Annotated in this window: 17 protein-coding genes and 1 tRNA gene; 11 read left to right on the top strand and 7 right to left on the bottom strand. The window is 62.8% G+C overall.

Annotation, left to right across the window (positions count from 1 at the left end; genetic code table 11):
• Positions 1 to 7: 7 nt before the first annotated feature.
• Entirely contained in the window at positions 8 to 805 is a 798-nt protein-coding gene (locus tag HB778_RS26770) for an RlmE family RNA methyltransferase (protein WP_183458308.1), read from the bottom strand.
• Positions 805 to 2,223: a Ppx/GppA family phosphatase gene (locus HB778_RS26765; protein WP_432421209.1), complete on the bottom strand. Its 1,419-nt coding sequence runs from the start codon at positions 2,221 to 2,223 to the stop codon at positions 805 to 807. Before HB778_RS26765 ends, HB778_RS26770 begins: the two co-directional genes overlap by 1 nt.
• Before the next feature lie 355 nt (positions 2,224 to 2,578).
• On the opposite strand from HB778_RS26765, the gene HB778_RS26760 reads away from it, so the two are divergent.
• Positions 2,579 to 3,511 (top strand): lysylphosphatidylglycerol synthase domain-containing protein, encoded by a 933-nt coding sequence (locus HB778_RS26760; protein ID WP_183458306.1) that lies wholly within the window; start codon positions 2,579 to 2,581, stop codon positions 3,509 to 3,511.
• A gap of 242 nt (positions 3,512 to 3,753) precedes the next feature.
• A tRNA-Gln gene (locus tag HB778_RS26755) sits at positions 3,754 to 3,827 on the top strand.
• A 439-nt stretch (positions 3,828 to 4,266) separates the two neighbouring features.
• On the opposite strand, the gene HB778_RS41715 is transcribed toward HB778_RS26755, so the two are convergent.
• Together HB778_RS41715 and HB778_RS26750 are read right to left on the bottom strand one after the other, a co-directional pair.
• Positions 4,267 to 4,452 carry a hypothetical protein gene (locus HB778_RS41715; RefSeq protein ID WP_244661633.1) on the bottom strand — a complete coding sequence of 62 codons (186 nt, stop codon included), beginning with the start codon at positions 4,450 to 4,452 and terminating at the stop codon, positions 4,267 to 4,269.
• 23 nt (positions 4,453 to 4,475) lie between these two features.
• Positions 4,476 to 5,042: a DpnI domain-containing protein gene (locus HB778_RS26750; RefSeq protein ID WP_244661632.1), complete on the bottom strand. Its 567-nt coding sequence runs from the start codon at positions 5,040 to 5,042 to the stop codon at positions 4,476 to 4,478.
• Between the two features lie 470 nt (positions 5,043 to 5,512).
• Here HB778_RS26750 and HB778_RS26745 point away from each other — a divergent pair, with 470 nt between their 5' ends.
• Complete coding sequence (locus tag HB778_RS26745; protein WP_183458304.1) at positions 5,513 to 6,133, top strand: hypothetical protein; 621 nt, start codon at positions 5,513 to 5,515, stop codon at positions 6,131 to 6,133.
• 126 nt (positions 6,134 to 6,259) lie between these two features.
• The gene (locus HB778_RS26740) at positions 6,260 to 7,939 is read left to right on the top strand and encodes a tetratricopeptide repeat protein (RefSeq protein WP_183465235.1); all 1,680 of its coding nucleotides are present in this window, start codon (positions 6,260 to 6,262) and stop codon (positions 7,937 to 7,939) included.
• Positions 7,940 to 8,590: 651 nt separating this feature from the next.
• On the opposite strand, the gene HB778_RS26735 is transcribed toward HB778_RS26740, so the two are convergent.
• A complete protein-coding gene (locus tag HB778_RS26735; protein ID WP_183458302.1) occupies positions 8,591 to 9,373 on the bottom strand; it encodes a hypothetical protein in 783 nt (260 codons plus the stop codon).
• Positions 9,374 to 9,521: 148 nt separating this feature from the next.
• Between HB778_RS26735 and HB778_RS26730 the strand changes: the two genes are divergently transcribed.
• The 6 genes from HB778_RS26730 to HB778_RS26705 are packed head-to-tail and all read left to right on the top strand — an operon-like array spanning position 9,522 to position 15,469.
• Positions 9,522 to 10,148, top strand: a complete 627-nt coding sequence (locus HB778_RS26730) for a DUF4129 domain-containing protein (RefSeq protein WP_183458300.1) — start codon at positions 9,522 to 9,524, stop codon at positions 10,146 to 10,148.
• The gene (locus HB778_RS26725; protein ID WP_183458298.1) at positions 10,145 to 11,359 is read left to right on the top strand and encodes a DUF4350 domain-containing protein; all 1,215 of its coding nucleotides are present in this window, start codon (positions 10,145 to 10,147) and stop codon (positions 11,357 to 11,359) included. The genes HB778_RS26730 and HB778_RS26725 overlap by 4 nt, the downstream gene beginning before the upstream one ends.
• On the top strand, positions 11,346 to 12,302 hold the full coding sequence (locus HB778_RS26720; protein WP_183458296.1) for an AAA family ATPase: 957 nt from the start codon (positions 11,346 to 11,348) through the stop codon (positions 12,300 to 12,302). The genes HB778_RS26725 and HB778_RS26720 overlap by 14 nt, the downstream gene beginning before the upstream one ends.
• Positions 12,299 to 13,603 carry a DUF58 domain-containing protein gene (locus HB778_RS26715; RefSeq protein ID WP_183458294.1) on the top strand — a complete coding sequence of 435 codons (1,305 nt, stop codon included), beginning with the start codon at positions 12,299 to 12,301 and terminating at the stop codon, positions 13,601 to 13,603. Before HB778_RS26720 ends, HB778_RS26715 begins: the two co-directional genes overlap by 4 nt.
• Complete coding sequence (locus tag HB778_RS26710; protein WP_183458292.1) at positions 13,600 to 14,619, top strand: stage II sporulation protein M; 1,020 nt, start codon at positions 13,600 to 13,602, stop codon at positions 14,617 to 14,619. Before HB778_RS26715 ends, HB778_RS26710 begins: the two co-directional genes overlap by 4 nt.
• Positions 14,606 to 15,469, top strand: a complete 864-nt coding sequence (locus HB778_RS26705; RefSeq protein WP_183458290.1) for an RDD family protein — start codon at positions 14,606 to 14,608, stop codon at positions 15,467 to 15,469. Before HB778_RS26710 ends, HB778_RS26705 begins: the two co-directional genes overlap by 14 nt.
• Positions 15,470 to 15,491: 22 nt before the next feature.
• Here the strand turns inward: HB778_RS26705 and HB778_RS26700 are convergent, their stop codons facing one another.
• A complete protein-coding gene (locus HB778_RS26700) occupies positions 15,492 to 16,178 on the bottom strand; it encodes a D-lyxose/D-mannose family sugar isomerase (RefSeq protein WP_183458288.1) in 687 nt (228 codons plus the stop codon).
• 187 nt (positions 16,179 to 16,365) lie between these two features.
• On the opposite strand from HB778_RS26700, the gene HB778_RS26695 reads away from it, so the two are divergent.
• Positions 16,366 to 17,424: a D-TA family PLP-dependent enzyme gene (locus HB778_RS26695; protein WP_183458286.1), complete on the top strand. Its 1,059-nt coding sequence runs from the start codon at positions 16,366 to 16,368 to the stop codon at positions 17,422 to 17,424.
• Between the two features lie 34 nt (positions 17,425 to 17,458).
• Here HB778_RS26695 and HB778_RS26690 read toward each other — a convergent pair whose 3' ends face one another.
• Positions 17,459 to 19,090, bottom strand: coding sequence for a tetratricopeptide repeat-containing sulfotransferase family protein (locus HB778_RS26690; RefSeq protein WP_183458284.1), 1,632 nt, complete (start codon positions 19,088 to 19,090; stop codon positions 17,459 to 17,461).
• Between the last annotated feature and the right edge of the window lie 33 nt (positions 19,091 to 19,123).

The following is a 19,123-nucleotide window of genomic DNA, read 5'->3' as shown; positions in this document are numbered from 1 at the left end:
GCCCTGCTTAGGCTTCGGCGTCCCCCGGCCCTTCGCTATGGCTCCGGGCGATCGAGTCCTTCGGAACGTCCACTGGACGTTCCGATCCGCCTGACGGCGGACCGGACTGTCGCCCCTTAAAATCCTTGGCCAACAGATAAAGCTCCACCGACTCGTCCCGGGAAGCCGGCGGTTTGACGTGATGCACCGAGCGGAAATTCTTCTTGAGCATGGAGAGCAGTTCGTTTTCGGCGCCGCCCTGGAAAGTCTTGGCTAGGAAATGCCCGCCGGGCTTCAGGACGGACAGCGCGAAATCGGCCGCCACCTCGCACAGATGCATGGTGCGGATGTGGTCGGTCCGCTTGTGGCCGGTGGTGGGTGCGGCCATGTCGGACAGCACGATATCCGGATCCCCTCCCAGCGCTTCGGCCAGCTTGCGCGGCGCATCCGCGTCCAGGAAATCCATCAAAAGCACCGGCGCGCCAGGCACCGCATCCATCTCCAGATAGTCGATGCCGATGACATGCGGATTGTCCGCCGTCGATTTCGTGCGCGCGGCCGCGACCTGGCACCAGCCGCCGGGGGCAGCGCCTAAATCGATCACCTTCATGCCGGGTTTGAGCAGATGGTGCTTGTCGTCGATCTCGATCAGCTTGTAGGCGGCGCGCGAGCGGTAACCGTCCGCCTTCGACCGCTGGACATAGGGATCGTTGATGTGGCGCTGCAGCCAGCGGCGCGACGATTCCTTCAGGCCGCTCTTCTTCTTGATCCGCGTCTTCAAGACGCGAATGCTGGCCGAGCCTGGCTTTTCCGGTTTCTTGGTCATTAACGGCCACGCCCATCGTTGCGCCAGACGCCGTCATCGGCCATCAGCTCGCTCAATATGCCTTCGCGCAGGCCCCGGTCGGCGACGCGCAGCCGCTCCGAGGGCCAGACCGCGCGGATCGCTTCGAGGATAGCACAGCCAGCCAGCACCAGATCGGCGCGGTCCGCACCGATGCAAGGGTTGGCGCAGCGCTGCTGGAAATCCCAGCCGACCAGCCTCTCCACCATGCGGTCGACGCTGTCGCGGTCCATCCACAGCCCGTCGACCCGACGCCGGTCGTAGCGTTCGAGATCGAGGTGGACGCCGGCCAGCGTCGTCACCGTGCCGGACGTACCGAGCAGATGAAAATTCGGGCTGGCCTTGAGGTGGCTCAGCCGGTCGCGGCCATCGAAAGCCGCCAGCCGGCCGGCGACGTCATCGACCATTGCGGTGAAGATGTCGCGCGTCACGGTGCGGCCGCCAAAACGCTCAGCCAGTGAGACGACGCCGACCGGCAGCGACGTCCACGACACGATGTGGTTGGCGAGCCGCGGCGAACGGCGGCCGGTGAGATCGATCAGCGCGATCTCCGAAGAGCCGCCGCCGATATCGAACAGGACGACGCCTTGCGTGTCGCGCTCGACCAGTGAGCCGCAGCCGGACACCGCCAGCCGTGCTTCGGTCTGGCGGTCGATGATCTCGAGCTTCAGGCCGGCCTCGCGCTCGACGCGTTCGAGGAACTCGACGCCGTTCTCGGCCGAGCGGCAGGCTTCGGTGGCGATCAGCCTGGCCTTCCTGATCTTGCGGCTGCGCAATTTGTCGCCGCAGATCTTCAGCGCCTCGACCGCGCGGTCCATCGCCGGCTGGCCGAGCCGGCCATTGGCGGTGAGCCCCTCGCCCAGCCTGACGATGCGCGAGAAAGCGTCGATGACGCGGAACTGGCCATGCCGCGTCGGCACCGCAACCAGCAGCCGGCAATTGTTGGTGCCGAGGTCGAGTGCGGCAAAGACCGGAAGCTCGTGCACCGGCGACCGGCGCGCGCCCTGTTCGGGGCGTGGCGTTGGAGCGGCGGGCGAGATTGCCAGCGCCGTTGGCTGCTTCGGTTCCAAAGCCGGGGCAGCGGCCTGGCTCGGGGTCGGCGATCGACTGCCCTGCGGGTGCGCTTCGTCGCGCGCAAAAACCTTGCGCCCGCGCCTTCGCTTGCGCCGTTTTTTAGGCTTGCCCTTCTGGTGATGGGTCGCGTCGCCCGCCTGCCCATCGGCGGAGCGCGGCTCCGTCGGGCGGCGTTGCTGCCAACCGGCTGTCCCCGGGCCTGATGGCCCTGGGGAAGCGCTGGACGCGCCCACCTCCGACGCGCCTGCGCCGGTGTCGCGGTCTTCCACTGTCGTTCCTTCCGGCGCCGCGCGAACCGATGAAGGACGCAGCAGGCGCTTTGGCATGTTTCAAGTTGCCGCCAGACTAACAGTGCCGTGCCCGATCACCAAGAGCCGCATGCCGAATTTTGCCGGCTGGGGCGCGAACCGCCTTTTCGCCCCGCCGCGCAATGTAGCCGCAAGGCTGGATTGGTAGCGCAATGCCGGCGAAGATAACTCTCGTCGAAGTCGATGCCTCAACTCTGGCCGTTGCAGCGCTTTCGCTGCGGGCGGATCTTGCCGGCGGCCGGCGCGACAAGTGTTCGCGGTTGAATAGCCGGCTTCAATGAGGCATTTCTGAAATGAACGGAAGTCGCCGGGCAGCCGGCCTCCCACCATCCAGCGAAAAGGAAGCGGACACGCAACGCATGGCAGTCAGGCAATGAACTGGAGACGCTATTTCTGGCCGGTCGTCGGCATCGCCGCAGTGATCTTCTCGCTGCTGCTGCTCTGGCACGAGCTGCGCGGTATTTCGCTCGACGATGTCTGGGACGGGCTTGCCGCCATTCCAACCCGCGGCTGGGTGCTGGCGGCGCTGAGTTCCGTCATCGCCTATGCCGCGCTCGCCGGCTACGACCACATCGCGCTGCTGCATATCGGCAAGCGTGTGTCGTGGCTGTTCGTGACGCTCTGCTCCTTCACCACCTACGCGCTGTCGCACAATATTGGCGGCTCGGTGTTTTCCGGCGCCGTCATCCGCTACCGCGCCTATGGCACCAGGGGCCTGACTGGCCAGGATGTCGGCGTGCTGGTGGCGATCTGCTGGATCACCTTCGTGCTGTCTAGTCTTCTGGCCGGCGGTCTGGTGCTGGTGCTGGAGCCGCAAATCGTCGACCGCTTCTCAGGCGCCCCGCATCACGGGCTGGCGATCGCCGCCGGCCTTGCCATGCTGATTCTCATCAGCGCCTACATCTTCGGCAGCGCGCTGCATCTGCGCCCGCTGAAGATCGCCAGCTTTCAGCTGCACTATCCGGCACTGCCGATCGTCGCCAGGCAATTGCTGATCGGCCCGATCGAATTGATTGCCGCCGCGGCGATCATCTTCTTTGCCCTGCCCGAACTGCACAATCCCGGCTATTTCGTCGTGCTCGGCGTCTTCCTCGTCTCCTTCTCGGTCGCCCAGCTCTCGCATGCGCCGGGCGGGCTTGGTGTGTTCGAGGTGGTGTTCCTGGCCGGCCTTTCCGACATGGAGCCGGTCGGCGTGCTGGCGGCGCTGCTGGTGTTCCGGCTGTTTTATCTCATCATCCCGCTGATTCTCGGACTGGGCGTGGTGCTGTTCTTCGAACGCTCGCAGTTCAGCCGGACGGAGAGCTGAGGCGCACCCGGCGGCTTCTCCCCGTTCACGGGGAGTCGAGGAGTGGTCCGCACAGCGGACGAAAAGCCAACTGCTTGGCTTTTCGAACGACGAACGCCGGCAGGCGGATCAGGGGCCACGCAAACTTTTCCGATTGGCCATTTTGAACCGCAGAGCAGGCTTGACTATTTTCCGCTGGCGGCTACAAGGCAGCGCTCAAGCGGCTCAGCCGTTCGGCCCGCGCGATCCATGATCGCGCCTGCTGGGGAATAGGTTAACGGTAGACCCACGGACTCTGACTCCGTTAGTCCTGGTTCGAATCCAGGTTCCCCAGCCAGTTGATCCCATAGGCTTTTCGCCCTTTCCTCAGAATATTTTTGAACGAACGGGGATGGATTTCGGGCAGTCTGAAACGCTTCATGGGCGTCAACCGGGCGACCTCATCGCCGACGCAGTCATTCTCGAATGGCGCCTAATTCGATACAGCCTCAAGAAATTGCGTCGCTAGCGCGTTGCTGGCGAAGCGTCCGATTTCCTCGTAATCGGGGCGGTCTTCTGCACTATCTGGAGATCTTAAGACTACAAAAGCTGCCGCATCCGGTATAATGAGACACGTGAGGTCTTGACTTTCAACTGGCGCAGCATGACGAGCGCCGCAATTCGGACAGTCGTCATCGCACATGCATGACCATTCGTCTACCCAATGTTCGCCGCACCTATAGCATTCATAATGATTTGCGTACCAAGACATTTAGGCATGTCCCTCCGCTCGGCCTTCAACAGTTCTCTTTCCTCACGCGATATCGCCCGCGGGCCAAAAACTCGAGATATCCGTTGTCTCTAAGCAATTGCAATTGCTGACGAATCTTCGGTCTCACATTTCTGTTGTTCGGATACAGAGCGCTCAGCTTCCTTTCGAACGCGTAGATTTGCTCGATATCGAAATCAGTCGAGCCGATCATATCGACACATCTCATTATTTCAATTAGCCAACCACGAGCATCTGCCCTTTCCTCACGCAAAAAAGGGTGTGCTGCCATTTAGCGACGACGTCGTCTTTAGGGATCGGGATGCTGTTCCTAACCACAAATATTCGGCCCGCATCCGGGATGCGGTTCAGCAAAATATTGGAACCGACCCAACCCGCTCTTCTCGCTGTCGACGCGAGTGGGCTCCTCTTCTCGATGATGTCTGGTACGAAGAAATGCTTTGGGACAACGCAAACATGCCTTACCGCTTGTTGCCTCAAATCATAATTCAGCAATATCAAATTGGGATTGGTAGCTGATGCCAATCTGTCGATCTTGGTAAAATAGGCTCCGTCAGCAACCTTCGCGCCAAATGGCTTCTTTTGGCTTTTCAGTTCGAATTGATCATTGCACGTGCGACAGAAAAAATCGGCAACAGGCAAATTAGCGGGGAATTTTTCTAAGCTCGAGTTTCCGCAGTTAGGGCAATAAATCCATTGTGAAGCCCACTGCTCGGTCCAAATTCTGGCTTGTTGTGATGCACTTTTAAATTTTGCTTGCGTCTCTTCGAACCCGAATTTCATTCGCGGTAAAACCATCTTTTAACGAGCGCCTAGAGCTTACAGTTCCGCAATTGACGATCAAGAATTTCTTGGCAGCGCAGCCCGTTTTAGCCTATCTCCATGGATGATATATGAGATTTGTCGAGTCGCTCACAGATAACAAGCAGTCAATTTTGTTGATAAATCCAGCTGCTCGCTCGCTACAGCGCTCGCGAGCGACCTTGCTACCGCCGAACTACATCACGTTCCAGGACACGAACGAAGGAGCGTTGCTTCGAGCAGGTCGAGTTGGTGCGCGCCAATGCGGCTGGCGCCGACCAGATCGAACGGCGGTTGATCGAGGCACTAGGCTCTCGCTTCCAGAAGCAGTATCGGGTGAGCCCGTCGAAATTCGAACAGGGGATGACGACTGCGCGGCCGAGAAAGATTCGTGGCCACTGGTGCGCTCCACTGGCTAAGCTCCGCACAAGTTTCCTGTACGAGGCCGCGTAATGGTCACCGATAGCCAGTTCATTCTCGAAAGCATCAGCCAAGGCTGCGTGACACTCTCCGATGGCGAATTCGTCATCGACAGGCTGGTGAAGTATGTCGGCAACGGAAGGATCCGGTGGCATGTCGAGTTTCGTGGGCATCGCGTCGAGTTCACAAGCGGTCAGCTGAAGAAGCAGCCGACCTTCCGCAGGAAGATGCTCGAACAGGCCGGTGTGCTGCCGCCGCAGCGCCTCGGGGCCGACTACAGGCGATGGGCTCTCGATCTGAGGCGGAATGCCATCGAGCTTCCCTGGCGGGATAGACCGGTCGATGCCGGTTTCGCCATCGACGGCCTTGTCAGTCTTGGCGGCGACCGCTGGACGGTTGACTACCAAGGCAAGGTCATCAAGTTCACGACGACCAAACTCCGCCGGCAGACCAGTTTCCGCAAGCGGATGCTGCTCAAGGCCAAGGTACTGCCGCCCCAGATGGATCCGGCTGCTTATCGGAAGTGGATGGACTGGCTCATTCAAAACTCCACGGAGGCTGCACCGCAGGCCAGCGATGCTTTGATGAGCGAGAAAAGTTGGCTTGACGACCTGCCAGAGCTAGCCGGCTGGCAAAACGATGGGACCAACTAAGGCGGCTGGTGCGCCGGCGGTGCCACTCAAGACGTTTGCCATGCCTCCAGATTTCGGCACACATTCCATGGCTAGGGAATCTGACCACGGCTTGGCTCGCGGCCGACAAGACTTTGAATGGAAGACATGGACCGCTTCAATCTCGGCACCTATCGCCGCCCCATCTCCACGCGCTCCACTGAGACCCAGCGCTGGTTCGATATCGGGCTCAACTGGTGCTACGGCTTCAACCATGAGGAAGGCATCAAGTGCTTCGAGAAGGCGCTGGAGACGGATCCCGGCTGCGCTTTCGTGCATTGGGGCATCGCCTATGCCGCCGGGCCTTTCTATAACCTGACCTGGAAGGAACATGGCGAGGCCGAGGCCAACAGCGCGACCAAGCGCTGCTTCGAGCATGTCCAGCTGGCACGGGCCAATGCGGCTGGCGCCAGCGATGTCGAACGCCAATTGATCGAGGCGCTGGCCCACCGTTTCCAGAAACCGCACAGAGTGAGCCCGCAGGAATTCGAGCAGTGGGATGATGCCTATGCCGCCGCGATGCGGCAGGTGTACCAGGATTTTCCCGACGACCATGATGTGATGGCGCTGCTGGTCGAGGCGCTAATGATGCGCACGGTGCGGCGACTGTGGAACCTCAAGACCGGCGCGCCGGCGCCGAATTCGGACGTGCTCGAAGCTCTGGACGTCTGCGAACGGTCGATCCGGCTCGCCGACGAGGCCGGTGCCGCACAACATCCAGCGATCCTGCATCTGCACATCCATTTGCTGGAAATGTCCACCATGCCGGAACGCGGCTTGCGCTCGGCCGATCGGCTTGGCGAAATGTGCCCCGATGCCGGGCACATGAACCATATGCCGGGGCATATCCACGTGCTGTGTGGCGACTATGAGAAGGCGAAGATCGCCAGCGAAAAGGCGGTCCGCGCCAATGACCTCTATCTCGCCTATGCCGATGAGCCGACCTATTACCTGCTCGGCTGCTGCCACGACCTGCATCTGATGATGTTCACCTGCATGTTCCTTGGCCAGTATCGGCCGGCGCTATGGGCCGCCGATAAGGTGCGCAGCCTGGTCACGCGCGACGTGGTCGCCATCCAGGACCGGCCTAAGCTCACGCAAACAGTGGAAGGCTATCATGCGATGAAATCGCATGTGCAGGTACGCTTCGGCCGCTGGCACGAGATCATCGACGAACCGGCGGTCGACGAGCCTGGCCTCTATGTGCTGACGGCAGCCATGCAGCACTACGCCAAAGGCGTCGCGCATGCGACGCTGCGGCAATTCGCTGAAGCCGAGCGCGCGCGTGAGCGGTTCCATCGGCATGTGGCGAACATTCCGGCCGAGAGGCGTTTCCTCAGCAATCCGACCCGCGCTTCGCTTGCCGTCGGTGCCGCCTTGCTCGACGGCGAGCTTGCCTACCACCAGGGCCGGCATGAGGAGGCCTACGCCCATTTGCGGCAAGCGGTCGAACTGGACGACAACCTCTCCTACACCGAGCCATGGGCGTGGATGCACCCTCCCCGCCATGCGCTGGCCGCGCTGCTTCTCGACCAGGGCCATGCCGAGGAAGCCGAGCAGGTCTATCGCGACGATCTCGGCCTCAGCGGCAAGGTGCAGCGCTGCGCCCAGCATCCGGACAATGTCTGGGCGCTGCACGGGCTGGTGGAATGTTTGAGGCGGCGCGGCGAGAGCGAAGAGCTGCCGGTGCTGCAGGCCAAGCTCGCCACAGCGCTGGCCAAGGCGGATGTGGCGATCAGTTCGTCATGCCTGTGCCGGACGAGCGTGCAGCGCGGCTGCTGTCATTGAGATTCCGATCTGAGGATGTTTCTATCCGAACCCGACCTTCAGGAGATGGATGCCCGAGCCGTCAGGATTTTATGGCCGCAGTGTGGGCAGTCCTCGCTTGATCGCTGAAGTGCGCAGCCTGCACGCATTTCTCGATCAGGCGAAGGAAACGGCATCAGCCGATCATGCCAGGCTCAATGGACGGCTTTCCTCAATTAACGCAGAGCAGTCGATCTCATCATGAAATTGGGCGCATGCGTCAGGCGCAAGCCAGGATGCGTAACACCGAAGCCGCTTGAGCCTGGCTGTTTTCTCGAGCCGCGCCAGGCGCTCATCTTCGGCTGGTTGGGCACGAGGCGGTCTTTTGTTCCGCTCGGCGGGGTCTTGCATATCGACTCTCCTCGGTCGGCCTATAAATAGGCCCGCTCAATGAGGGAGTTGGGCCACTCACCGGAAGGATAGAACCACCTGTTGCTCCGGGGGCCGCACTCCACCTGGGCTGGATGCCACCACAGGCGCGAACGAGAGTCGCCATCCATTTTGATGAAGCTGCCGCAAATTGGCGTCGGACTTGGTCTATCCTCAAACCCTCAAGCCTCGTCGCCCCTGATCCAGTTCGTCATGCCTGTGCAGAGCGTGGGCTATCGCCTCTCGGGCGAATGGCGCCATCCGCTACGAGAATATCTTCGCCAGTTCGTCGATGCTTGCGCCTTCCTTGACCTGGCGCAGTTCGACATAGCTGACCGCGGCGGCGATCGACAGCACCATGGAGACCACGGTCTGCACCAGGGCGGCGCCCAGCTGAGCCAGAATCCCGCCAAACAGGACGAAAACCAGCAATATCCCCCACTGGATGACCATCGCGATGATCATCAGTATGAGAAACAGGCCAAACAGCGACCAGCGGTTGCCCTTTGTCAGGGCGCGGCTGCGCGACATCGAACCGAATACGCCCCGCCGCTCCTGGATCAGGACCGGCACCGACATCGACCATCCGAGCCACAAGATGATGCCGGGCACGATCAGGGCCAGCATGGCAAGGCCGGCGCCAAGGGCGACGAGGAAGCCAATCGCCAGCGTCGGCAGCAGGAAGCGGACCGCAATCTGAATGCAATCGCCGAAGGACGGCCGCCTGCCGTTCAAGTCCTCGATGGTCGCCCGGACCAGCGATGACTGAAGCAGCAGCGTGAGAACGAAGGAAACCAGCCCGGCGACAAGGCTGAGGTAGGAATTGCGAAACATCGCGTGCGGATCCGCCATCGCGGCTGGATCGCCATGCAACATCGCGTCGATCTGCGGCTGGGTCCACATTCTGACAAGCAGCGTCGGCACGCCCGCGAACAGCGCGGCAAGGCCAAGGCAAAGCCCGACGTTGCGGCCGATGACGGCAAAGGTGTTGTTGAACACCCTGCCGATCTCGAACCGGCTGGGTTGTCCCAGTGTCGCAGTGGTCATGGTGTTTCCCCCGGTCACCGCCGCATCCAAACGGCCGCCATAGAAAGTAAATCTGCCAAGATTAGAAGGCTTCGTCCAGTGGACTTGCAATTGTGCAGGCGTATTGCCAGTGTCGAGGCCGAACCGCAGGTTGCAGGGGAGCGAGCGGGTGAGAGTTGCACAGCCGGTAGACGCCGAATGGCTGGCCAAGGTGCACAAGCAGCTGCTTGCGGACGATTCGATCCAGTTTGGCCTGCCGACGCTGGTGCAGCCCATGCCGCCGGCATGGCTGAGGCCTTTCCTGGACGCATTGGCGAAGATCGGCCCTTACATGATCTATCTGTTCTGGGGCGCGGTGATCATCGGCATCGCGGTCATCGTGCTTCTCGTCGCCCTCGAAGCGAAGGGGGTGGCGTGGCGGCTGCCGTGGCGACGCGCGCGCAAGGAAACCGAGGCTGAAGAGGCGTGGCGCCCGGACGCCGCGGCGGCGCAGATCCTGCTGTCCGAGGCCGACGCGCTCGCCGCGCGCGGCGACTATGACGAGGCGGTGCATCTTCTGCTTCGCCGCAGCGTTGCCGACATTGCGGGACGGCTGCCCGACTTCCTGCGTCCGTCGCTGACGTCCCGCGACATCGCCACGGCCCCATCGCTACCGTCGCGGGCGCGCCAGGCATTCAGCGAGATCGCACGCATCGTCGAGGCCGCCCTGTTTGCCCGCCGGCCGGTCGGCGCCGAGGGCTGGCAGCAGGCGCGCGGCGCCTATGAACGCTTCGCCTTCCGGGACGCCTGGGCATGAGCGCGCCGGCGGCGGAGGCAGCGCAGGAACCCTTCAACCGCAGGACACTGTTCTGGGGCATTTTTGCCAGCCTGCTCGCGGCGGCGGGCTTTTTCCTGCTGTCGACCTACGCGCCGGACTTCCGCCAGCCGGAAGGCGGCGCCACGCCGCTCTCCAAGGGCGGCACCGGTTATGCGGGCCTTGTGGAATGGCTGAAACTTGCCAATGGGCAGTCGGCGCCCATGGCCCGCAGCGAGGAGGCTCTAAGTTCCGGCTTGGCATCGCGTTTCCTGCTGATCGTTACCATCGCGCCGAACAGCGATCCGGCTGCGTTGGCAAGAATCATCAAGCTTCGCTCGGGCAAGGCCACGTTGTTCGTGTTGCCCAAATGGATCACCTTGCCGCAGCAGGCGCACGAAGGGTGGGAAATGAAGCTCGCGCGGTTGCCCGATACGGTCGTCAACGACTGGCTCGGCCGCATCACCAAGGCAAAGCTCGGTGAAGGCAACAGCACCATAAAACAACTTGATGTCGAAGGCCGCACGGTCGCCGTGCCCGACGAGTTGCAGTGGGTGGCCGACGATCACCCCTTGATCGCTGCGGGTACGGGAAAAGCCGTTCTCACCGAGCTCGACAAAGAGCCGTTCTACATCCTGACCGACCCGGATCTCATCAACAATGCGGCGCTGAACGATCCGCAAAAGGCGGCGGCGGCACTCGACATGATCGCCATGCTGGAGCCGGGCAAGGGCGCGGTGATGTTCGACCTGACACTGCATGGCATCGGGCAGAAATACGATCTGGCGAAACTCCTGGTCGAGCCGCCCTTCCTGGCGCTGACGCTGTCGGTGCTGGCGGCCGCCGCGCTTGCCTTCCTGCATGGGCTCGGCCGGTTCGGACCGCCGCGCACCGAGGCCCGGGCGATTGCCTTCGGCAAACAGGCGCTGGTCGATACCACAGCGATGCTCTTGAAGCGCGCCGGGCGGATCGAGGAGCTCGGCGACCGTTATGCGGCGCTGATGCGTGCGCGTGCCGGCGCATTGCTCGGCGCGCCGCAAGGCTTGCCTGGCGAAGCGCTCGACCGCTGGCTCGATTCCCGCGACCGCGGCGAAATTCAGGGTTTCAGCCGCCGCTTCAAGACCGCGAACGAAGCCAGGACCCTGGCTCAAATGCATGAAGCAGCGCAGGCGCTGCATGACTGGACGACAAGGAGGCTCGGTGAACGTCGATGATGTGAAGGCCCTGGCGACCGCGATCAGGGAAGAAGTGGCGAAAGCGATCACCGGGCAGCACGACACGGTCGATCTGATGCTGACGGCATTGTTCGCCGGCGGACACATTTTGCTGGAAGGCCCGCCGGGAACCGCCAAGACCATGACCGCGCGATGCTTCGCACAAGCACTCGGCGTTGCCTATGGCCGCATCCAGTTCACGCCCGACCTGATGCCTGGCGATATCGTCGGCTCCAATATCTACAATTTCCAGAGCGGGCAGTTCACGCTGACGCGCGGGCCGATCTTCTGCGATCTCTTGCTTGCCGACGAAATCAACCGCACGCCGCCGAAGACGCAGGCGGCGCTCTTGGAAGCCATGCAGGAACATGCCGTCACCTTCGACGGCACCACGCATGCGCTCAGCCAGAACTTCATGGTGGTGGCGACGCAGAACCCAATCGAGCATCAGGGCGTCTATCCCCTGCCCGAAGCCCAGCTCGACCGTTTCCTGTTCAAGCACCGGGTAAGCTATCCCGATGCGCAGGAGGAACGTGCCATCATCGTGCATCACGGCGGCGGTTCCGCCTCGCACGATATCAAGCAATACGGCATCAAAGCGCAGACCGACCGCAAGACGCTGGAGGCCGCACTTGCCACCGTCGGCGATGTCACGCTGGTCGACGATGTCGTTGGCTACATCGCGGCCCTTGTGCGCGGCACGCGCGAAAGCCCGGATCTGGAGGTTGGCGCCAGCCCTCGCGCCGGTGCCATGCTGGCGCGTGCCGCCCGTGCCAGGGCAGCGCTCGACGGCCGTGCCTATGTCATCCCCGACGACGTCAAGGCGCTGGCGGTGCCGGCACTGCGCCATCGCGTCATCCTGTCGCCGGCGGCGCAGATCGATGGGCGGCTGGTGGAGCAGATCGTCTCGGACCTTGTCGACCAAACGGCAGCGCCCCGTTGATCTACCCAAGCGGCAAAGCAGTTTGGGCAGCCGCGGCGGGTGCCATCCCCGCCTTCCTGATCGCGCTTGCACTGCCCTCCTTCTGGTATCTCGGCCTGTTGTGGATCTGCATTCTGCTCGCCTTCCTAGCGGTCGACGCGGCGGCCGGGCGCGGACGCGCCTCGCTCAGCGCCAGTCTTTCGGCACCGCCGCAGGTCGGCGTCGGCGGGCGTTTTACCGTGCATGTCGCGGCCAGCCTCGGCCAGCGGGCGCGTATGTTGCAAGCGCGTGTCGGGCACGATCAGCGTGTGGAGCCAGTCACCCGCACAGGCGGCGCGTTGCCGGCGAACGGCGGCACGCTCGACCTCGAATTCACGGCACGCAGGCGCGGCATTGCCAGTTTCGACCGGCTGTGGCTGCGCTGGCGCGGCCCATTCGGGCTGATCTGGAACCAGGTCGCCCTGCCGATGGACCGCAAGGTGGCGATACTGCCCGACGTCAGCAGCGCGCGCGATGAGGCGATCACCTTGCTGCAGCGCTCCGCGCTCGCCGACGGCCACGCGCAAAGGCGGGCCGGCCAGGGCCGCGAGTTCGAGGCGCTGAAGGACTATCAGCCAGGCATGGGCCGGCGGATGATCGACTGGAAGCGCAGCGCGCGCCACGGCAAGCTTCTGGCGCGCGAGTTCAGGGTCGAGGAGAACAACAACATCGTGCTGGCGATCGACAGCGGGCGACTGATGTGCGAGCCGGTCGACGGTGTGCCGAAAGTCGACCGGGCAGTAACGGCAGCGCTGTTGTCGGCCTTCATTGCGCTCAAGGGCGGCGACCTCGTCAGCCTGTTCTCCTTCGATGCCAGGCCGCGCGTCTCGAGCGGCGCGGTGCGTGGCTCGGCGAGTTTCATGATGATCCAGAAGCGTGCGGCCGAGATCGACTATTCCAGCGAAGAGACCAATTTCACCCTGGCGCTCACGACATTGGCGGCCAAGCTCGACAGGCGCTCGCTGGTCATCGTCTTCACCGATTTCGTCGACCCGATCAGCGCGGAACTGATGCTGCGCACCGTCGGCCGGCTGAGCGAGCGGCATCTGGTTCTGTTCATGCTGATGAAGGATGTCGAACTGGAGACGCTGGCCGACATGCAACCTACAAAGCCCGAGGATGTGGCCCGCGCAGTCACCGCCGGCGGCCTGCTTCGGGAGCGGCAAGTGGTGATCGGGCGGCTGCGGCTGCTTGGCGCGCATGTGATCGAGGCCGACCATCAGCGGCTCGGCCCGGCGTTGGTCGAGCGCTATATCCAGCTCAAGGAGGAGAACCTCTTATGACGCTGCCCGCCGGCACCGATGCGATACGCCAGTCGCTGGCAAGCTTCCGCCAGGAGCGCGAGGCCGACTGGAAGGCGTTCGAGGCGCTGCTTGCGCGCGTCGAGAAACGCGCGCCACGTACACTTTCGGAGGACGAGCTGCTGTCGCTGCCGCTGCTTTATCGCTCAGCGCTGTCCTCGCTTTCGGTGGCCCGTGCGACGTCGCTCGACAGCGCGCTGATCGCCTATCTCGAGGCGCTCAGCCTGCGCGGCTATTTCTATCTCTATGGCGCACGGCGCGGCCTGAGGCAGCGTGTCGGCGATTTCTTCCTGCGCGACTGGCCGGCGGCAATCCGCGATCTGTGGCGCGAGACCTCGGTGTCGGTCGGGCTGACGGTGATCGGCGCGATTGCCGCCTACTGGCTGGTGGCCTCCGACAGCCGCTGGTACGACGCCATCATTGCACCCAGCCTCGCCGGCGGGCGCAATCCGGACTCTTCGGCCGAGACGCTGCGCAGTGTGCTTTATGACAGCGGTGGCGACCATTTCCTGTCCGGCTTCGCCGCCTATCTCTTCACCCACAACACGCAGGTGGCGATCCTGGCTTTTGCACTGGGCTTCGCTTTCGCGGTGCCCAGCGTGCTGCTGATCCTGATGAACGGATGCATGCTAGGCGCGCTGTTCCAGGTCTACGCGGCCAAGGGGTTGGGCTTCGAGCTCGGCGGCTGGCTGTCGATCCACGGCACGACGGAATTGTTCGCCATCGCGCTGGCTGGTGCGGCAGGCATGCGGATCGGCACGCGCATCGCCTTCCCCGGGGAACTGACCCGGATGGCAGCCGCGGCCCAGGCCGGGCGGGTGGCGGCGACCGCCATGGTCGGCGTCATGATAATGCTTCTGTTTGCCGGCCTGCTCGAAGGCATCGGCCGGCAGACGATCACCAGCGATGCGACGCGCTACGCCATAGGCGGCGGCATGCTGGCGTTATGGATCGCCTATTTCTATCTGTTCCGGATGGTGCGGCATGGCAACGGCTAGAAACCCTGCCGCGCTGATACGGCCCCTGGTCACGCCGGAGGGTGTCGATCTCAGGATCAAGCTGGCCGACGCCGGCACACGGGCTGCGGCCTTCCTGCTCGATGTGGTGATCATCGTCGCCGCCGCCGTTGTGGTTACCCTCGTCGTCATCTTTGGCCTCGGCGGCCTTGGCGTGAAGGAGGCGGAGCCGCTCTTCATCGTCTGGATGATCTTCATCTTCCTGCTGCGCAACGTCTATTTCATCGCCTTCGAGGCGGGTCGGCGGGCCGCGACGCCCGGCAAGCGGATCGTCGGCGTGCGGGTCGCCTCGCGCAGCGGCGCGGGTCTCACCATCGATCAGGTCATCGCGCGCAACCTGATGCGCGAGATCGAGGTTTTCCTGCCGCTGTCGATCATCGCCGCACGCGGCAGCGCTGGCGTCGCCGACACGCTGTCGACGATTTTCGGCCTGGTGTGGGCGCTGCTGTTTTCGTTGTTCCTGCTGTTCAACCGCGATCGCTTGCGCATCGGCGACCTGCTAGCCGGCACCTGGGTGGTAGAAACGCCCAAATTCAAGCTGGTCGAGGACCTTTCGCAGCGCCAAGACCCGATTGCCAAGCGCTTCCATTTCAGCCCGGCGCAGCTCGACGCCTATGGCATCGCCGAGCTGCACAAGCTGGAGGAAGTGCTGCGCCGCGACGACTATTTCGCGATGAAGGCCGTTGCCGAGACCATCGGCGGCAAGATCGGCGCGAAGATCGAGCCGGTCGATTCAAAGGCGTTTCTGACCGCCTATTACGGTGAGCTGAGGGCGCATCTCGAGCGCAAGCTGCTGCTTGGAAACCGCAAGGCGGACAAGTACGCGCGGTAGCGCGTGGCCAATTTGACCTGCCTCACCCCAGCCACTTCTCATAGTCGGCCACCAAAAGGTGCACCGGGGCGACATCCTCATCGATGTTGGAGAACCGGCCGATCGGCTCACGGAAAACATTGTCGGTGAGATCGTCGTTGACGGTCGACACCTCGCCGATCAGCACGTCCTTACCCTCGGCCCAGAAGGCATGCCAGACGCCGGGCAGCAGCGTGACGCTCTGGCCGGGGTCGAGCTTCAGCAGACCGCCCGCCGGCAGCCGGTGGATGGTTCCGTCGACCGGCACCGACACCTCCGCCTTGGGGTCGATGCCGCCGTCGCGATCGTGCATGAACAGTTCCAGCACCAGCTTGCCGCCACCACGGTTGATGATGTCCTCGGCCTTGATGTTGTGGCGGTGCATCGGCGACAGCTGGTCCTTGCGCGAGATCATGATCTTCTCGGCATAGAGCATGCCCATGCCCTTCTTCATGTCCTCGTAGCGGCCGTTGCGCACAGTGAACAGGAACAGGCCGAGTTCGTTGAACTTCTCCTGACCGTAATCGGTGATGTCCCAGCCGAGACGCGAGGTGAAGATCGCCGAAGAATCGACCTGGCGCGCCTTCATTTCCTCCGGCGACCAGTAGGCGAAGGGCGGCATGACGTAGCCGAACGAGCGGATGAAAGCGTCGGCTTCGCGGATGATGTCGTTGATGGCGGAGCGTTTCATGATGATAGTCCTTCGTGTCGACTTTTTCGACAAATCGCATAGCCGAACGCCGCTGCGGTGTCGATCCATCTTGCCGCCTGCCTCGCCCTTGGCAGCGCACGGATGGCCCACCGATCCGGTCCGCTGGCTGCGTGACATCACGCGCTTTCAAGCTCATAAACCCTGCGAATTCTCACAGGAATAGAAGATGCCCACCGTCCACGACCTCGATACGCCGTCGATCCTGATCGACGCCGCGCGCGCCGAAGCCAATATTGCCCGTGCGCAGGCCCATGCCGACAGAAACGGGCTAAAACTCAGGCCGCACATCAAGACGCACAAGCTGCCTTACTGGGCGAAGAAGCAGGTCGCGGCCGGTGCCGTCGGCATCACCTGCCAGAAGATCGGCGAGGCCGAGGTGATGGCCGATGCCGGGCTGTCCGACATTTTTCTTCCCTACAACATTCTTGGCCGCGCCAAACTGGAACGGCTGAAGGCGCTGCACGGCCGCGTCACCCTGTCGGTGACCGCGGACAGCACGGAGACGCTGGAAGGACTCGCAGCGATTTTCACCGATGCCGGCCACCCCCTGCCGGTGCTGGTCGAATGCGACACCGGCATGGGCCGCTGCGGTGTGCAGACGGCTGATGAAGCTCTTGCGTTGGCGAGGCTGATCGACAGGGCTGGTGGTCTCACCTTCGGCGGGCTGATGACCTATCCGGCGGCCGGCCGCGCGGTCGAGGCCGAGGCCTGGCTTGCCGGCGCCAAGCAGGCGCTGGCCGCTTCGGGTCTCGCCTGCGAGCGTATCTCCAGCGGCGGCACGCCGGACATGTGGCGCTCCGCCGATGCCTCCGTCGTCACCGAATATCGCCCCGGCACCTACATCTATCTCGACCGCTATCAGGTCGCCAAAGGCGTCGGCACTCTGGATGATTGCGCGCTGACGGTGCTGTCGACGGTGGTAAGCCACCCGGCGGCGAGCCGCGCCATTCTCGATGCCGGCAGCAAGGCGCTGTCCTCCGACACGCTCGGGCTAAAGGATTTTGGCGAGCTGCTCGGCGCTCCCGACGCAAGGGTCACCGGGCTTAGCGAAGAACATGGCACCGTCACGCTTTCCGGTGACACGCAGTTGCGCATCGGTGAGCGCGTGCGCGTGGTGCCAGACCATTGCTGCGTCGTCACCAATTTGTTCAATGAGGTCAACCTGATCGACGGCGACAACGTGCTGGAGACACTGCCAGTGGCAGCGCGTGGGCGGATGGGGTGAGCATGATGTTGTTCAGGCCGAATCGCGGCTGGGATCAGGACTGAAGCACCGGCCCCAGCGCGACCTTCAACGGATCGAGGGCGTCACCGTACAGCTTCCAGCGCTCGACCGAGGATGAATAGATTGGCTGGCGCACCTGCCAGCGGCTCGGCGTTCGCACTGTACGCTCGGTTTCGTGGAAACGCAGACAGGCATCGTCCCACTCGACCCCGAGGAATCGGATCAACCCACGTGCGCGGTTTTCGAAATCCGCCACCGTTTCTTCATAGGGCATGTCATGGATAGCAAGCGGAATGACCTTTGCCCAATGGCGCATCAAGCGTTCATATTGCCGGTAATACTGCCCAAGCTTGGTCAGATCGGCATTGTAGCCATGCGCTTCGGAAAAATTATGCATGAAGCAGGAGGTGCAATTGTCCATCGGATCGCGGCGGCAATGGATGATGCGGGCATTTGGCAAAATCAGGCTGACAAAGGCCAGGAGCTCGAAATTATGCGGCATTTTGTCGACGACAAGTCGCGCCTTGCGGTCGCGCCTGTTGAGATCGTCCAGATATTTCGAGCCAAGCTGGCTCGCTTTGGCCGGCGTGAGCGTTGCCATGGCCTTGGTGAAAATCGCCGGGTCGAGTCGGTCGAACCCGAGTTCACTGGCCAAGGCGCGAATGTAAGGCAATTCACCGACACCGTGGATATCGCGATGACTGGCGCATATCTGCTCTGTCAGCGTCGTGCCCGAACGCGGCATGCCGACGATGAAGACGGGGCGCCGCGATGGATTTCCAAATTTCAGCCGCGCTTCGAAGAAGCCGGCATCGAAATTATCGATGAAACTGTCGTATAGCTGTGTGTGCCGGGCAATGTCGAAATCATTGCCCGAGATCGCCTTGGCGTCAGCGAAATGACGGATGGCCAAGCGGTATTCGCGCTGGTCGTTGAGCATCTTGCCAGCGGCATGATGTAGGACTACCCGCTCGCGCTCGGTCGTCATCGGCAATTCCAGGCGAGCCCGCACCAAGGCCAGGGCTGGATCGTCCTTGACCGCCCGGCGCGCCAGCGCCAGCCCGGCCAAGGCCTCGACATTCGCCTGGTCGATGGCGAGAGCGCTGCTGAAGCATTCGACCGCCTCGGCCTGCCGGCCCATATCGGTGAGCAGATCGCCGAGACCGACAAGCGCTGTCAACGACCGGCCGTCGACCGCAAGCGCCCGGCGATAGAAACCCTCGGCGATGTCGCCCTCGAGCTCATTGCGGTAGGATCGGCCGAGATTGCACATCGCCTCGACAAGCCGGCCGTCAAGCTCGATCGCTTTCCTCAGATGCTTGCGCGCACGCTCGACATTGCCGGCGAGGTTGTAGGCATTGCCGAGATTGTTGCGGAAGATGGCGTTGTCGGGCTCCAGCTTGACCGCCTTTTCCATATAGTCGAGCGCAGTTGCATTGTGCCCGGCCTCAATGGCCAGAGTGCCCATCAGATTGAGCGCCATGGCATTCTTGGGCTGCGAGCGAAGCACCGTCTGGTAGCAGTACTCGGCTTCGCGAAACAGCTTGCGTCTCTGCTGATCGATGCCGCGCTGCAATGTGCGCTCCGCCGGCTCACCGGCGGACGGAAGCGATATCGGGGTCAGTGCCGGCAGCCCCAGAGGTTGCCGGCGCGGCAGGAGTGGCATGCGTCAAATTCCGGTCGCGACTTGCGACACACT

It is taken from the genome of Mesorhizobium huakuii (genome assembly GCF_014189455.1).
Classification (GTDB): Bacteria; Pseudomonadota; Alphaproteobacteria; order Rhizobiales; family Rhizobiaceae; genus Mesorhizobium; species Mesorhizobium huakuii_A.
Note: the sequence above shows the minus strand (reverse complement) of the source record. Positions and strands in the feature narration are given on the sequence as shown.

Bases quoted from the DNA above. Each gene is read 5' to 3' on its own strand.
- HB778_RS41715 (WP_244661633.1), bottom strand. From the start codon at position 4,452: ATGATCGGCTCGACTGATTTCGATATCGAGCAAATCTACGCGTTCGAA.
- HB778_RS26765 (WP_432421209.1), bottom strand. From the start codon at position 2,223: ATGCCAAAGCGCCTGCTGCGTCCTTCATCGGTTCGCGCGGCGCCGGAA.
- HB778_RS26690 (WP_183458284.1), bottom strand. From the start codon at position 19,090: ATGCCACTCCTGCCGCGCCGGCAACCTCTGGGGCTGCCGGCACTGACC.
- HB778_RS26770 (WP_183458308.1), bottom strand. From the start codon at position 805: ATGACCAAGAAACCGGAAAAGCCAGGCTCGGCCAGCATTCGCGTCTTG.
- HB778_RS26700 (WP_183458288.1), bottom strand. From the start codon at position 16,178: ATGAAACGCTCCGCCATCAACGACATCATCCGCGAAGCCGACGCTTTC.
- HB778_RS26740 (WP_183465235.1), top strand. From the start codon at position 6,260: ATGGACCGCTTCAATCTCGGCACCTATCGCCGCCCCATCTCCACGCGC.
- HB778_RS26745 (WP_183458304.1), top strand. From the start codon at position 5,513: ATGGTCACCGATAGCCAGTTCATTCTCGAAAGCATCAGCCAAGGCTGC.
- HB778_RS26735 (WP_183458302.1), bottom strand. From the start codon at position 9,373: ATGACCACTGCGACACTGGGACAACCCAGCCGGTTCGAGATCGGCAGG.
- HB778_RS26750 (WP_244661632.1), bottom strand. From the start codon at position 5,042: ATGAAATTCGGGTTCGAAGAGACGCAAGCAAAATTTAAAAGTGCATCA.
- HB778_RS26695 (WP_183458286.1), top strand. From the start codon at position 16,366: ATGCCCACCGTCCACGACCTCGATACGCCGTCGATCCTGATCGACGCC.
- HB778_RS26710 (WP_183458292.1), top strand. From the start codon at position 13,600: ATGACGCTGCCCGCCGGCACCGATGCGATACGCCAGTCGCTGGCAAGC.
- HB778_RS26725 (WP_183458298.1), top strand. From the start codon at position 10,145: ATGAGCGCGCCGGCGGCGGAGGCAGCGCAGGAACCCTTCAACCGCAGG.
- HB778_RS26760 (WP_183458306.1), top strand. From the start codon at position 2,579: ATGAACTGGAGACGCTATTTCTGGCCGGTCGTCGGCATCGCCGCAGTG.
- HB778_RS26705 (WP_183458290.1), top strand. From the start codon at position 14,606: ATGGCAACGGCTAGAAACCCTGCCGCGCTGATACGGCCCCTGGTCACG.